This window comes from Streptomyces sp. WMMC1477 (assembly GCF_027460245.1).
Taxonomy (GTDB): domain Bacteria; phylum Actinomycetota; class Actinomycetes; order Streptomycetales; family Streptomycetaceae; genus Streptomyces.
In genome coordinates, this window is record NZ_JAPZBD010000003.1 from 210,811 (window position 1) to 223,134 (window position 12,324).

A 12,324-nucleotide genomic window follows, 5' to 3' on the forward strand; every position below is an offset into this window, starting at 1 on the left:
CGGGGTCGCTACTGCTTGCGGGGCTGGTTGAAGCGGAGCATGTTGCCCGCCGGGTCGCGGAAGGCACAGTCGCGGACGCCGTAGGGCTGGTCCATGGGCTCCTGCAGGACCTCGCCGCCGGCGGCCCGGACCCGCTCGAAGGTGGCGTCGACGTCGTCGGTGGAGAAGATCACGCCGCGCAGCATGCCCTTGGCCAGGAGCTCCGCCATCGCCTGCCGGTCGGCGGCCGGGGCGCCCGGGTCGGCCAGCGGCGGTTCGAGGACGATCTCGACGTCCGGCTGCGCGGGTGAACCGACGGTCACCCAGCGCATGTCCTCGAACCCGACGTCGTTGCGGACCTCCAGACCGAGGACGTCGCGGTAGAAGGTGAGCGCCTTGTCGTGGTCGTCGACGGCGATGAAGCACTGTGAAAGCTGAACACTCATGGAACCGACGCTACGAGGTGGCGGCGGATCGCGCTTCTCCGTTCCTGACCGGTCTCGTGTGGACCTTGGCGACGCACGCCGGGACCGGCGCTCCCGCCGCGTGGTCGCGGGCCCGGTAGGTGCTCGGGCTCACGCCGACCAGCTCCGTGAAGCGCGAGCTGAAGGAACCGAGGGAGGTGCATCCCACCGCGAAGCAGACCTCGGTCACGCTGAGGTCCCCGCGCCGCAGGAGCGCCTTCGCCCGCTCGACGCGGCGGGTCATCAGATAGCCGTACGGCGTCTCTCCGTAGGCCGCGCGGAAGCTGCGGGAGAAGTGGCCGGGCGACATGAGGGCGAGCTTCGCCAGCGCCGGAACGTCGAGCGGCTGCGCGTAGTCCCGGTCCATCGCGTCCCGGGCGCGGCGCAGCCGTCTCAGGTCCTCCAGGTTCATGCCGCCAGCATCCCACGCGCCGACGGCCCCGGCAGGGGTCAGGAGCGGGAGCGGGGCTCCCCCTGACGCTCGGCCTTCTCCTCCCGCAGCCTCTTCAGCCGGGCCGCCTCCTGACGGACCTCCGCCTGAGTGGCGCGCTCGCGCCGAAGCCACTCGGGCTCCTCCCGCTTCAGCTCCTCGATCTGCTCGGTGGTGAGGGCCTCCGTGACCCCGTTCCGGGCCAGGCCGGAGATGGAGACACCCAGCTTCGCAGCGACCACGGGCCGGGGGTGCGGGCCGTCGCGCCGCAGCTCGCGGAGCCACTGCGGCGGGTCGGCCTGGAACGCGTTCAGCTCGGCCCGCGACACCACGCCTTCCTGGAACGCGGCGGGAGTGGCGGCGAGGTACACACCCAGCTTCTTGGCCGCGGTAGCGGGCTTCATCGTCTGGGAGGTCTGGTGCGAGGTCATGGGTCCAGGGTATCGAGCGGGCGCGGGGTGTTCGGACGCCCGCCGGTAGCCTGGCCACGTGACAGCCTCGCAAGCAGCTCCCTCGTTCCGGCTCGCCTACGTCCCCGGCGTGACGCCGGGGAAGTGGGTGCGGATCTGGCAGGAGCGGCTGCCCGACGTCCCGCTGCACCTGCTGTCGGTGCCCGCCGCCGAGGCGGCCGAAGCGGTGCGCGGCGGCGGGGCCGACGCGGTGCTGCTGCGGCTGCCGGCCGATCGCGCCGGGCTGCACGCGATCCCGCTGTACACGGAGACGACGGTGGTCGTCGTGCCCAAGGACCACCTGGTGGCGGCGGTGGACGAGGTGTCGCTGGCGGAGCTGGCCGACGAGACGGTGCTGCACCCGCTGGACGACACTCTCGGCTGGGAGCGTCCGCCGGGGGTGCCCGCGCTGGAGCGTCCGGCCACGACGGGCGACGCGATCGAGCTGGTGGCGGCGGGCGTCGGGGTGCTCGTCGTGCCCCAGTCGCTCGCCCGGCTGCACCACCGCCGCGACCTCACCTACCGGCCGGTCTCCGACGCGCCCGCCTCACGCGTGGCCCTGTCCTGGCCCGAGGAGGAGACGACCGACCTGATGGAGCAGTTCATCGGGATCGTGCGGGGCCGCACCGTCAACAGCACGCGCGGCCGGCCCCAGACGCAGCCGCGGCCCGGGGGCGGCGGCCGGCCTGGACCGGGCGAACGCACACGGAAGGCCGCCGGCACGGCCTCGGCGAAGGCACGCGGTACGGGCCGCGGCGGCTCCGGCACCGGCCGCGGCGGAGGGCGCGGGACCGGACGCGGCCGATCACGACGCCGCTCGTAGCCCCCGGGCGGCGGTCGCCCGCGCGGGCCGCGGCGAACGCCCGGGATCCGCGGCGGCCCCTCCCCCGGCGTCACGGTTCACGTCACGGCCACGGTCCACTGGCCGGCGTGGGCGGTGAGGGCGACGGTGGCCAGCGGACGCACGTCCAGGTGCCAGTAGGCGCCGGGAGACGCCGTCAAGGCGTGACACAGCAGCGCGCGGACGACGGCCGGTTCGGCGACGGCGACGATGGAGCCCTCCCCGCCCGAGGCGTCCCCACGGCCGGGGTCGGGCACGGGACGGGTGTCCAGCCAGGAGCCGACCCGGGCGATGAAGCCGGCCAGGGACTCGCCGCCGTGGGGGGCCGCGAACGGGTCCGCGAGCCAGGCCGCGACGGCGCGCGGCTCGAGCGCCATGACCTCGCGCAGGGTGCGGCCTGTCCAGCGGCCCATGTCGCAGTCGCGCAGGGCGGGCTGGGCGAGGGGAGCCAGGCCGAGGGCACGGCCCGTGTCCCGGCAGCCCGCGGACGGCGAGCAGTAGCGCAGCTCGGCGGCGGCCAGGGGACCGAAGGCGGGGGCCAGCCGCCGCAGCTCCAGCCAGCCGGCGTCGTCCAGGGGCCGGTCGTCGTCGAACCGGGTGTCCAGCAGGGGGGCGCTCCGGGCGGCGGCGAGCAGCGTGAGTCGGGCGCGCATTGCGCGATCGTAGAGCGATCGGCGCGTTTGTTCGATCCCTCCGGCAGGCTGGTTCAGGCCCTCACGGCATGCCACGGGTCATGTAGCGCTCGGGTTCCGCCATGCCTGTGAAGCCGAACCTGCCGTAGAGGCCGTGGGCGTCCGCGGTGGCCAGCAGGATGCGGCGCAGCCCGTCGGGCTCCAGCTCGGCGCAGACGGCCTCGACCAGCGCCCCGCCCACACCCGTGCCGCGCACCGCGCGGTCGACGTAGACGTCGCAGAGCCAGGCGAACGTGGCGCGGTCGGTGACGACCCGGGCGTAGCCGATCTGCCGGCCGTCGGCCGTCGCGTAGACGCCGAAGTTGAGGGAAGCGGCGATGGCGCGCTCCTGCTGCTCGCGGCTGCGGCCCAGGGCCCAGTAGGCGTCCGTGGACAACCAGTGGTGCAGCCGTTCGACGTCGAGCCGGGCCGGGTCGGTGGAGATCTCATAGCCGTCGTTCATGATCGGCAGGTTTTCAAGCCCGGCCCGCGCGCGACAACCGGGTTAACCCGCCGGGGCCGGGACGGCGGCCCGCAGCCGGTGAACACCCTCGGCCAGTTCGGCGGGTCCGGCGGCGGAGGCGAAGGACAGCCGCAGGTGCGGCGCGGGCGGCTCGGCCGCGAAGTAGGGACGGCCGGGAGCCACGGCCACCCCGGCACGCAGGGCGTTCGCGGTGACGGCGGACTCGTCCGCGCTCGGCGGCAGCCGCAGCCACAGCTGGAACCCGCCCCGGGGGACGTGGGAGGGGACGAGCTCGGGCAGTTCGGCCGCGAGGGCGGACAGCAGGGCACCACGGCGGGCCCGCAGCTCGGCGGCGACGGCCCGCAGGTGGCGCGGCCAGGCGGGGGCGCCGACGAGTTCGAGCGCGGCCTCCTGGAGCGGCCGGGGCACGAAGAAGCTGTCGACGATCTGGATGGCCCGCAGCCGCTCCAGCACCGGGCCGCGGGCGGCGATGGCACCCACCCGCAGGTTCGGCGAGGTCACTTTCGTCAGGGAGCACAGGTGGACGACGATGCCGTCCGAGTCCTCGGCGGCGAGGGTGGGCGGCGGCTCCCCCGCGTCCTCGTGCGCGAGCCGGCGGGCGTAGTCGTCCTCGACGATGAACGCCCCGGCCGCCCGGGCGGCGGACAGGACGGCGCTCCGGCGCTCCGGCGCCAGGACCGCCCCGGTCGGGTTCTGGAACAGGGGCTGGCACACGAACACCCGGGCCCCGGTGGCCCGGAAGGCGTCGGCGAGGAGGTCGGCCCGGACCCCGTCCGCGTCGGCCGGGACGGGCACGGGGCGCAGTCCGGAGGCGCGGGCGACGGCCAGCAGCCCGGGGTAGGTGGGCGACTCGACGAGGACCGGCGCGCCCGGCGGGGCGAGGGCGCGCAGTGCCGTGGTGATGGCGCTCTGGCCGCCCGCGGTCACGATCACCTCGTCCGCGGTGCGGGCGCCGCCCGGCCCGGCGATCTCGCGGGCGAACCAGGACCGCAGCTCGGCCACGCCGCCCAGGGGCGGGAGCCGCCAGGCGTCCGGCCGCCGCCCCGCGCGGGCGAGCGCGGCGGACAGGGCCCGCTCGGGCTGCAGCGCGGCGGGCAGATAGCCGCCGTGCAGGCCGATGACGCCGGTGCCGAGCGGGCTGAGGGTGGTGAGCAGCCCGGTGGCGTCGACGGTGCGGGGCACCTGGTCGGCCGCGGACTCGGCGCTGAGGGACACCTCCTGCCAGGAGGTGTCGCCGCGCTGCCCGGCGAGGGCCTCGGCCTCGGCCGGTGCCGCACGGAAGGCCCCGGCGCCCGGACGGGTGACGACCAGCCCCTCGGCGACGAGCTGGGCCAGGGCCCGGCTCACGGTGACGGGGCTGACCCGGAACCGGTCGACGAGCACCCGGCTCGAGGGCAGCCGCTCCCCTGTGGAGTAGCGGTTCAGCTCGGATCGCAGGCTTCTGGCCAGCTCGGCGACACTGCTACTCTGATTCATGAGAGACAAGGATAGCGCTATCGCCGAGCGGACGATAGCGGTCACCACCGCTTCGAGCCCCGACACCGCGACCGCCGGAGGCACTCGGGCACACGCCGCGCCCGCCGGCCGGCGCACCGGCACCGGCTGGGGCAGCCTGCTGGCCGCCCTCGGAGTGCTCGCCTTCTCCCTGACCTTCCCCGGCACCACCTGGGCCCTGGAGGGTCTGGGCCCCTGGTCGGTGACCGGCTGCCGGCTCGCCCTCGCCGGGCTGCTCGCCCTGGGCTGCCTCCTGGCCGTCCGCGTCCCCGTCCCCGCCCGCCGCCACTGGGCCGGGCTGGCCCTGGTGGCCGCCGGAGTCGTCGTCGGCTTCCCGCTGCTCACCACCCTGGCCCTGCAGACGTCGAGCACCTCCCACGCCGCCGTCGTGGTGGGCCTGCTGCCCCTGACGACGGCCGCGTACAGCGCCTGGCGGCACCACGCCCGGCCGCCGTGGCCGTTCTGGGCCGCCGCCCTCACCGGCGCCGCCGTGGTGGTGGCCTTCGCGCTGCGGCACGGGGGCGGAGGACTCACCACGGCCGACGGCTTCCTGTTCGCGGCCCTGCTCGTCTGCGCCGCGGGGTACGCCGAGGGCGGCCGGCTCGCCCGCGAGATGCCCGGGTGGCAGGTGATCTGCTGGGCGCTGGCGGGCTGTCTGCCACTGGCGGTGCCGGGCGCGCTGCTCGCCCTCGCCGTGGAGCCCGCGCACTTCGGATGGACCGCCGCGGCCGGGCTCGCCTGGCTGGTCGTCGGCTCGCAGACCCTCGGCATGGCCGTCTGGTACCGGGGCATGGCGACGATCGGCGTGGCCCGCGCCAGCCAGCTCCAGCTGGCCCAGCCGCTGCTCACCCTCGGATGGGCGGTCCTGCTCCTCGGCGAGGCCCCGGGCGCCCTCGCCCCGATGACGGCGGTCGCCGTACTGGGCTGCATCGTCGTCACCCAGCGCTCCGCCGCCCGCGGCTCCGCCCGGCCCAGCGGGGACGCGCGTCCGGTGGGCGGGGTGCGCGGTCCGTCCTAAACTGACACGGACGCGGATGAATCCGGCAGTACGGAGGCGCGAACATGCAGGCGGAAAAGGGCGACAAGCTGGTGGTCCACGGCCGGGTCGTGGGGCAGGAAGACCACACGGTGGAGATCGTCGAAGTGCTCGGCTCGAACGGCGAACCCCCGTACCGGGTGCGCTCCCAGGACGGCCACGAGACGGTGATGTCCCCCGGCCCCGACTCGGTCGTCCGGCACGAGAAGCACGCCGGGCGCTGAGCCGGCGGGCCGCCCGCACTCGTGGGCGGCCCACCGTCGCCCGGGCGGCCTACCGGTAGTGGTCGGCCACGACCCGGCTCATCGCGCCGAGCGGATCGTCCGCGACGTGCCGCGCGGAGAAGAACACGTGGCCCCTCACCCGGGGCTGGTGGCGGCAGAACGCCAGATGGCGGGAGAGTTCGGCCGGATCGTGCCACGGCTCGGGCTGACCCTCGAGCCCGGCCTTGTAGAGCGCCTCACCGATGTAGAGCTCGACCCCGGTGCCCCGGCACACCTCGTCCCACCAGCGCACCAGTGTGGCGTAGTCGGCGGGCGGGAAGCCGAGGTGCCAGTACACCTGCGGCACGACGTAGTCGACCAGCCGGTCGCGCACCCAGCCGCGCGTGTCGGCGTACAGGTCGTCGTACGTCTGCACGCCGGCGTGCGTGTCGGACCCCGCCGGGTCGGTGTCGGCGTTCCGCCAGACGGCGAAGGGGCTCACGCCGAAACGCGCCTCCGGCCGCACCTCGCGCAGCCGCTCGCCCGCCTCGCGTACGAGCCGGTCCACGTTGTCCCGCCGCCAGGCGGCCCGGTCCGTGAAGCCCCGGCCGTAGAGGCGGAAGGCCTCGTCGTCGTCGAAGGACTCCCCGGCGACCGGATACGGGTAGAAGTAGTCGTCCCAGTGCACGCCGTCGACGGCGTAGCGTTCGACGGCGTCGAACATCGCGTCCTGCACGAAGCGGCGCACGTGCGGCAGGCCCGGGTTGTAGTAGAGCTTGCCCCCGTAGGGCACCGCCCAGTCCGGATGCCGCCGGGCCGGGTGGTGCGCGGCCAGCCGGTCCCGGTCCCCGTGGTTGGCCACGCGGTAGGGGTTGAACCAGGCGTGCAGTTTCAGCCCCCGCTCGTGTGCCTCCCGGACGGCGAAGGCCAGCGGGTCCCAGCCGGGGTCGCGCCCCTGCTCCCCCGTCAGCCAGGCCGACCACGGCTCGTACGGCGAGGGCCACAGGGCGTCGGCGGAGGGCCGCACCTGCAGCATGACGGTGTTCAGCCGCCGCTCGACCGCCAGGTCCAGCAGCTCCACGAGCTCCCGCCGCTGGGCGGCCGCGTCCGGACCCGGAGCCCGCGGCCAGTCGATGTTCTCGACGGTGGCGATCCACAGGCCCCGCACCGGGAAGCCCCGGCGGCTCCGGCCACCCGCCACCGGGTCCGCGTGCGCGCTCCCTGCCGGGGCGAGCGTGCCGGACAGCAGCGCCGCCGCCACCGCCGTGAACGCCCGCCGCGTGACGTGCCCCATCACGCCCCCTTGTCACTGATCCGCTACTACGAGTGAGTCTGCCCCAGAATGCACCCGCTGATCCCCCCTTCGGCGCGGAACGCGCGGGCGGGCCGGGGACCGACGGGAAATCCCGCCCGTTCCGGACGAACCACGCACCCGGACCTCACCGCGCCCGCGCAGCGGGGTAACGTCGACGCCGATGCGACGCGGCCACCACCCTCGCGGCAGTGCGTCGCGACCGGGACCAACAGCGAAAGGCACGATGTGACCGACATCGAACGCGTCGGAGTGGTGGGCTGCGGCCAGATGGGCGCCGGCATCGCCGAGGTGTGCGCGCGGGCCGGACTGAGCGTCATGGTCGCAGAGACCACCGGCGAGGCGCTGGAGCTCGGCCGGACCAGGCTGGTGAACTCCCTGGACCGCGCCGCCGGGCGCGGAAAGATCACCGAGGCCGAGCGGGACGCGACCCTGGAACGGCTGACGTTCACGACCGACCTGGGCGAGTTCGCCGACCGCGATCTCGTCGTCGAGGCCGTCGTGGAGAACGAGCAGGTGAAGACGGAGATCTTCCAGGTGCTCGACCAGGTCGTCACCCGGCAGGACGCGATCCTCGCCTCCAACACCTCCTCGATCCCGCTGGTCAAGCTGGCCGTGGCGACATCCCGCCCCGACCAGGTGCTCGGCATCCACTTCTTCAACCCGGCCCCGGTGCAGCAGCTCGTCGAGCTGATCCCCGCGCTGACCACCAGCGAGGAGACCGTCGCCCGCGCCGAGGCCGCGGTGACGAAGGTGCTGGGCAAGCACGCCATCCGCGCGCAGGACCGCTCGGGCTTCGTCGTGAACGCCCTGCTGATCCCCTACCTGCTGTCGGCGATCCGGATGTTCGAGTCCGGCACCGCCAGCCGGGAGGACATCGACAACGGCATGGAGATGGGCTGCGCCCACCCGATGGGTCCGCTCAAGCTCGCCGACCTCATCGGGCTGGACACCGTCGCCTCCGTCGCCCACTCCATGTACGAGGAGTTCAAGGAGCCGCTGTACGCCGCTCCCCCGCTGCTCCAGCGCATGGTCGACGCGGGCCGGCTCGGCCGGAAGACCGGCGCGGGCTTCTACCCGTACTCCGGCTGACGGACCGGCGCGGCCGGCGGGCCACGGCCCGCGGACGCACGAGGGCCCGGTGGGCGGATCCTGGGGATCCGCCCACCGGGCCCTTTCCGTTCACGCCGCTCAGGCGCCGCGGAGCTCCGCTCCAGTGGCCGAGACCGCCGAGGCCACGGCGGCGTCCCGCGCGGCCGAGGCCTCCTCGGCGGTCAGCGTGCGGTCGTCCGCGCGGAACCGCAGGGCGTAGGCGAGGGACTTGCGGCCCCCGCCGACCTGCTCACCGGTGAACACGTCGAACAGCCGCAGCGACTCCAGCAGTTCACCGGCTCCCGCCCGCAGCGCGGCCTCCACCTCGGCGGCGGGCACCTCGTCCGCGACGACCAGGGCGACGTCCTGCGTGGCCACCGGGAACGTGGACACGCCCGGCGCCTGGACGGCCCCGGCCGCGGCCCGGCGCAGCACGTCGAGGTCCAGCTCCATCGCCGCCGTGCGGGCGGGCACCTGGAACGCCTTGGTCACCCGCGGGTGCAGCTCGCCGGCGTGGCCGAGCAGCGTGCGCTCGCCGTCCACGTCGACGTACAGCGCGGCGCACCGGCCCGGGTGCCAGGGCTCGTGCCGGTCGGCGACGATCTCGGGGTCCACACCGGCCTCACGGGCCACGACGCGGGCCGCCTCGACGGCGTCCGCCCAGGTGGCCGGGCGGCCCTTGCCCCACCAGCCGCTCTGCTCGCCGGCCCCGGCCAGGACGGCGGCGACCCGCAGCGGCTGCGCGGGCAGCGCGGCGTCCTGTGCGGCGACCTCCGCGTCGTTCGGACGGGCGTCGACGGGCAGCCGCACGGCGGGCCGCTCCTCCCCGGTGGGCCGGAAGACCAGGCCCGTCTCGAAGAGGGCGAGACCGCCCTGGTTGCCGCGGCCGTCGTTGCGGCGCAGCGCGGCGAGCAGACCCGGCAGCAGCGTGGTGCGCAGCAGGGGCTCCTCGTCCGACAGCGGGTTGAGGAGGGCGACCGTGCGGCGCCGAGCGTCCTCCGCGGGCAGCCCCAGCCGGTCGAACGCGGCGTCCCCGAGGAACGGGTAGTTCGGCGACTCCACGTACCCGGCACCGGCCAGCGCCCGGCCGACCCTGCGGTGCAGCCGCTGCCCCTCGGTCAGCCCGCGGCCGGCCGGAGGGCGGGGCAGCGTGGAGGGCAGGTTCGCGTAGCCCTCCAGCCGGATGACCTCCTCGGCCAGGTCGTTGGGGTCGGTGAGGTCGGGGCGCCAGCTCGGCGGGGTGACGGTCAGCTCGTCCGTGCCCGTCACGTCGCAGCCGACCTGCTGCAGGCGGCGGACGACGGCCTCGCGGCCGTAGGAGATCCCGGCGACGCGGTCCGGGTGGTCGGCGGCGAGGGTGATCGCCCGCGGCTCGGCGGCCGCGCGCACCTCGGTGACCCCGGCCTCGGCCGTGCCGCCCGCGAGAAGGACCAGCAGGTCCGCGGCGCGCTGGGCGGCGGCCGCCGCCGCCTCCGGGTCGACGCCGCGCTCGAAGCGCCGGGAGGCCTCCGAACCGAGCTTGTGCCGGCGAGCCGTCCGCGCCACCGTGACCGGGTCGAAGTGGGCGGCCTCGATGACGACGTCCCGGGTGCCCTCGGCCTGGCCGGTGGCCGGGTCGATCAGCGCGTCGTGGGCGTCGGTGATCTCGGTGTGGGCCCCGCCCATGACACCGGCGATGCCGATGGGGCCGGAGTCGTCGGCGATGACGAGATCCTCCGGGTCGAGGGCGCGGGTCACTCCGTCGAGCGTGACGATCTTCTCGCCCTGCTGCGCGCGGCGCACCCCGATGGCGCCCTCGATCCGGCCGCGGTCGTAGGCGTGCAACGGCTGGCCGAGCTCCAGCATCACGTAGTTGGTGATGTCCACGGCCAGCGAGATGGGACGCATCCCGGCCTTCTGCAGCCGCCGCTGGAGCCAGATCGGTGAGCGGGCCTCGGGCCGCACGCCGGTGACGGCTCGGGCGATGAACCGGTCGCAGCCGCGCGGGTCGGCGACGTCGACCTCGGGGCCGTAGTCCCCGGGGGCCGTGACGTCCAGCAGGGCCGGGTCGCGCAGCGGCAGCCCGTAGGCCGTGGCCGTCTCCCGGGCGAGGCCGCGCATCGACAGACAGTAGCCGCGGTCGGGGGTGACCGCGATGTCGAGCACCTCGTCGCGCAGCTGGAGCAGCTCGACGGCGTCCGTGCCCGGCTCGTACTCGGGCGGCAGCACGACGATGCCGTCGTGGTCCTCCCCGATGCCCAGCTCGCGGGCCGAGCAGATCATGCCCTCGGAGACCTTGCCGTAGGTGCGGCGCGCGGAGATCTCGAAGTTGCCCGGCAGCACCGCGCCGGGGAGCACCACGACGACCTTGTCGCCCACCGCGAAGTTCGTCGCCCCGCAGATGATGTTCTGCGGCTCGCCGGTGCCGTTGGCGTCGGCCACGTCCACCTGGCAGTAGCGGATGGGCTTCTTGAACTCGGTCAGCTCCTCGATGGCCAGCACCCTGCCGACCACGAGCGGGCCGGTGAGGTCGGCGCCGAGCTGCTCGACGGTCTCGACCTCCAGGCCGGCCGCGATGAGCTTCGTCGCGACGTCCCGTCCGGTCACACCGGCCGGCAGGTCGACGTATTCCCGCAGCCAGGAAAGCGGGGCCCGCATCAGATCTCCATCCCGAACGGCCGGGTGAAGCGCACGTCACCCTCGACCATGTCTCGCATGTCCTCGACGTTGTGGCGGAACATCAGCATCCGCTCGATCCCGAACCCGAAGGCGAAGCCGCTGTACTTCTCCGGGTCCACGCCGCAGGCCGTCAGCACCCGCGGGTTGACCATGCCGCAGCCGCCCAGCTCGATCCAGCCCTCCGAGGAGCAGGTGCGGCACGGGCGCTCGGGGTCGCCCACCGAGGCGCCCTTGCAGACGTAGCACACCATGTCCATCTCGGCGGACGGCTCGGTGAAGGGGAAGTAGCTCGGGCGCAGCCTCGTGCTCATGCCGGGGCCGAAGAGCGCCTGCACCATGTGGTCCAGCGTGCCCTTCAGGTCGGCCATGGTCAGGCCCTCGTCCACCGCGATCAGCTCCACCTGGTGGAAGACCGGGGTGTGGGTGGCGTCCAGCTCGTCGGTACGGAAGACGCGGCCGGGGCAGATCACGTAGACGGGCAGCTCCCGCCCCAGCAGGGCGCGGATCTGCACCGGCGAGGTGTGGGTGCGCAGGACGACGCCGGACTCGTCCCCGTCGCCGGCGTCCATGTGCCCGCTGGACACGAAGAAGGTGTCCTGCATGGTGCGCGCCGGGTGGTCGGGCCCGATGTTGAGGGCGTCGAAGGTGAACCACTCGGTCTCGACCTCGGGGCCCTCGGCGACCTCGTAGCCCATGGCCACGAAGACGTCCTCGATCCGCTCCATCAGCGTGGTCAGCGGATGGCGGGCTCCGGCGGGCCGCCGGTCGTAGGGCAGCGTGACGTCCACCGCCTCCTCGACCAGGACGCGCTCGTCCCGCTCGGCCTCCAGGACCTCCTGGCGGGCCACCAGCGCCTTGCTCACGGCCTTGCGGGCCATGCCGACGCGCTTGCCCGCGTCCGCCTTGGCGTGCGGCGGCAGCGCGCCGATCTCGCGGTTGGCCAGGGCCAGCGGGGAACGGTCACCGGTGTGGGCGGCCTTCACCTCGCGCAGCGCGTCCAGGTCCGCCACCTCGGCGATGGCGGTGAGCGCCTCCTGCTGCGCTCGTTCGATGGCTTCCGGTTTCAGTGCCTCGACCTCGACCGGGTCGTACGACTTGTTGGGTGCCGACATCTCTTCCCGTACTTCCGAATTGGCTGACGCCTTGCGCTGTGAGCCGCGCCGACACCGGTTGAGGGCGCGGGCGGTGCCGGGGCACGAGTCTACGGGGCG

Annotated in this window: 13 protein-coding genes; 4 read left to right on the forward strand and 9 right to left on the reverse strand. The window is 74.6% G+C overall.

Annotated features, from left to right (window positions below; all coding sequences use genetic code 11):
- Positions 1 to 8 precede the first annotated feature (8 nt).
- Genes O7609_RS01415 through O7609_RS01425 form a run of 3 tightly spaced genes read right to left on the reverse strand, consistent with a single transcriptional unit; the run spans position 9 to position 1,304 of the window.
- Positions 9 to 425, reverse strand: coding sequence for a VOC family protein (locus O7609_RS01415; protein WP_269733083.1), 417 nt, complete (start codon positions 423 to 425; stop codon positions 9 to 11).
- A 10-nt stretch (positions 426 to 435) separates the two neighbouring features.
- Positions 436 to 855 (reverse strand): helix-turn-helix transcriptional regulator, encoded by a 420-nt coding sequence (locus tag O7609_RS01420; RefSeq protein WP_269733084.1) that lies wholly within the window; start codon positions 853 to 855, stop codon positions 436 to 438.
- Positions 856 to 893: 38 nt separating this feature from the next.
- A complete protein-coding gene (locus O7609_RS01425; RefSeq protein ID WP_269742946.1) occupies positions 894 to 1,304 on the reverse strand; it encodes a DUF5997 family protein in 411 nt (136 codons plus the stop codon).
- A gap of 58 nt (positions 1,305 to 1,362) precedes the next feature.
- Here O7609_RS01425 and O7609_RS01430 point away from each other — a divergent pair, with 58 nt between their 5' ends.
- Positions 1,363 to 2,145, forward strand: a complete 783-nt coding sequence (locus O7609_RS01430) for a LysR substrate-binding domain-containing protein (protein ID WP_269742947.1) — start codon at positions 1,363 to 1,365, stop codon at positions 2,143 to 2,145.
- A 77-nt stretch (positions 2,146 to 2,222) separates the two neighbouring features.
- Here O7609_RS01430 and O7609_RS01435 read toward each other — a convergent pair whose 3' ends face one another.
- The 3 genes from O7609_RS01435 to O7609_RS01445 all read right to left on the reverse strand — a co-directional run bounded on the left by O7609_RS01435 (position 2,223) and on the right by O7609_RS01445 (position 4,794).
- Positions 2,223 to 2,816, reverse strand: a complete 594-nt coding sequence (locus tag O7609_RS01435; protein WP_269742948.1) for a histidine phosphatase family protein — start codon at positions 2,814 to 2,816, stop codon at positions 2,223 to 2,225.
- A 61-nt stretch (positions 2,817 to 2,877) separates the two neighbouring features.
- A complete protein-coding gene (locus tag O7609_RS01440; protein WP_269742949.1) occupies positions 2,878 to 3,297 on the reverse strand; it encodes a GNAT family N-acetyltransferase in 420 nt (139 codons plus the stop codon).
- A 42-nt stretch (positions 3,298 to 3,339) separates the two neighbouring features.
- On the reverse strand, positions 3,340 to 4,794 hold the full coding sequence (locus O7609_RS01445) for an aminotransferase-like domain-containing protein (RefSeq protein ID WP_269733089.1): 1,455 nt from the start codon (positions 4,792 to 4,794) through the stop codon (positions 3,340 to 3,342).
- Here O7609_RS01445 and O7609_RS01450 point away from each other — a divergent pair.
- On the forward strand, positions 4,793 to 5,830 hold the full coding sequence (locus O7609_RS01450; RefSeq protein WP_269742950.1) for a DMT family transporter: 1,038 nt from the start codon (positions 4,793 to 4,795) through the stop codon (positions 5,828 to 5,830). The two genes, O7609_RS01445 and O7609_RS01450, sit on opposite strands and share 2 nt — an antisense overlap.
- 44 nt (positions 5,831 to 5,874) lie before the next feature.
- On the forward strand, positions 5,875 to 6,072 hold the full coding sequence (locus tag O7609_RS01455; RefSeq protein ID WP_269733091.1) for a DUF1918 domain-containing protein: 198 nt from the start codon (positions 5,875 to 5,877) through the stop codon (positions 6,070 to 6,072).
- A 49-nt stretch (positions 6,073 to 6,121) separates the two neighbouring features.
- Here O7609_RS01455 and O7609_RS01460 read toward each other — a convergent pair whose 3' ends face one another.
- Complete coding sequence (locus O7609_RS01460) at positions 6,122 to 7,345, reverse strand: glycoside hydrolase family 10 protein (protein WP_269742951.1); 1,224 nt, start codon at positions 7,343 to 7,345, stop codon at positions 6,122 to 6,124.
- A gap of 246 nt (positions 7,346 to 7,591) precedes the next feature.
- Here O7609_RS01460 and O7609_RS01465 point away from each other — a divergent pair, with 246 nt between their 5' ends.
- Positions 7,592 to 8,455 carry a 3-hydroxybutyryl-CoA dehydrogenase gene (locus O7609_RS01465; RefSeq protein WP_269733093.1) on the forward strand — a complete coding sequence of 288 codons (864 nt, stop codon included), beginning with the start codon at positions 7,592 to 7,594 and terminating at the stop codon, positions 8,453 to 8,455.
- Positions 8,456 to 8,554: 99 nt separating this feature from the next.
- Here O7609_RS01465 and pheT read toward each other — a convergent pair whose 3' ends face one another.
- Positions 8,555 to 11,092: a phenylalanine--tRNA ligase subunit beta gene (gene pheT, locus O7609_RS01470; RefSeq protein WP_269742952.1), complete on the reverse strand. Its 2,538-nt coding sequence runs from the start codon at positions 11,090 to 11,092 to the stop codon at positions 8,555 to 8,557.
- Entirely contained in the window at positions 11,092 to 12,225 is a 1,134-nt protein-coding gene (gene pheS, locus O7609_RS01475) for a phenylalanine--tRNA ligase subunit alpha (RefSeq protein ID WP_269733095.1), read from the reverse strand. Before pheS ends, pheT begins: the two co-directional genes overlap by 1 nt.
- Positions 12,226 to 12,324: the final 99 nt, after the last annotated feature.

Excerpts from the sequence above, each read along its gene's own strand:
- O7609_RS01435 (WP_269742948.1), bottom strand. The coding sequence starts at position 2,816 with ATGCGCGCCCGACTCACGCTGCTCGCCGCCGCCCGGAGCGCCCCCCTG.
- O7609_RS01445 (WP_269733089.1), bottom strand. The coding sequence starts at position 4,794 with ATGAATCAGAGTAGCAGTGTCGCCGAGCTGGCCAGAAGCCTGCGATCC.
- pheS (WP_269733095.1), bottom strand. The coding sequence starts at position 12,225 with ATGTCGGCACCCAACAAGTCGTACGACCCGGTCGAGGTCGAGGCACTG.
- O7609_RS01425 (WP_269742946.1), bottom strand. The coding sequence starts at position 1,304 with ATGACCTCGCACCAGACCTCCCAGACGATGAAGCCCGCTACCGCGGCC.
- O7609_RS01450 (WP_269742950.1), top strand. The coding sequence starts at position 4,793 with ATGAGAGACAAGGATAGCGCTATCGCCGAGCGGACGATAGCGGTCACC.
- O7609_RS01455 (WP_269733091.1), top strand. The coding sequence starts at position 5,875 with ATGCAGGCGGAAAAGGGCGACAAGCTGGTGGTCCACGGCCGGGTCGTG.
- O7609_RS01415 (WP_269733083.1), bottom strand. The coding sequence starts at position 425 with ATGAGTGTTCAGCTTTCACAGTGCTTCATCGCCGTCGACGACCACGAC.
- O7609_RS01440 (WP_269742949.1), bottom strand. The coding sequence starts at position 3,297 with ATGAACGACGGCTATGAGATCTCCACCGACCCGGCCCGGCTCGACGTC.
- pheT (WP_269742952.1), bottom strand. The coding sequence starts at position 11,092 with ATGCGGGCCCCGCTTTCCTGGCTGCGGGAATACGTCGACCTGCCGGCC.
- O7609_RS01460 (WP_269742951.1), bottom strand. The coding sequence starts at position 7,345 with ATGGGGCACGTCACGCGGCGGGCGTTCACGGCGGTGGCGGCGGCGCTG.
- O7609_RS01420 (WP_269733084.1), bottom strand. The coding sequence starts at position 855 with ATGAACCTGGAGGACCTGAGACGGCTGCGCCGCGCCCGGGACGCGATG.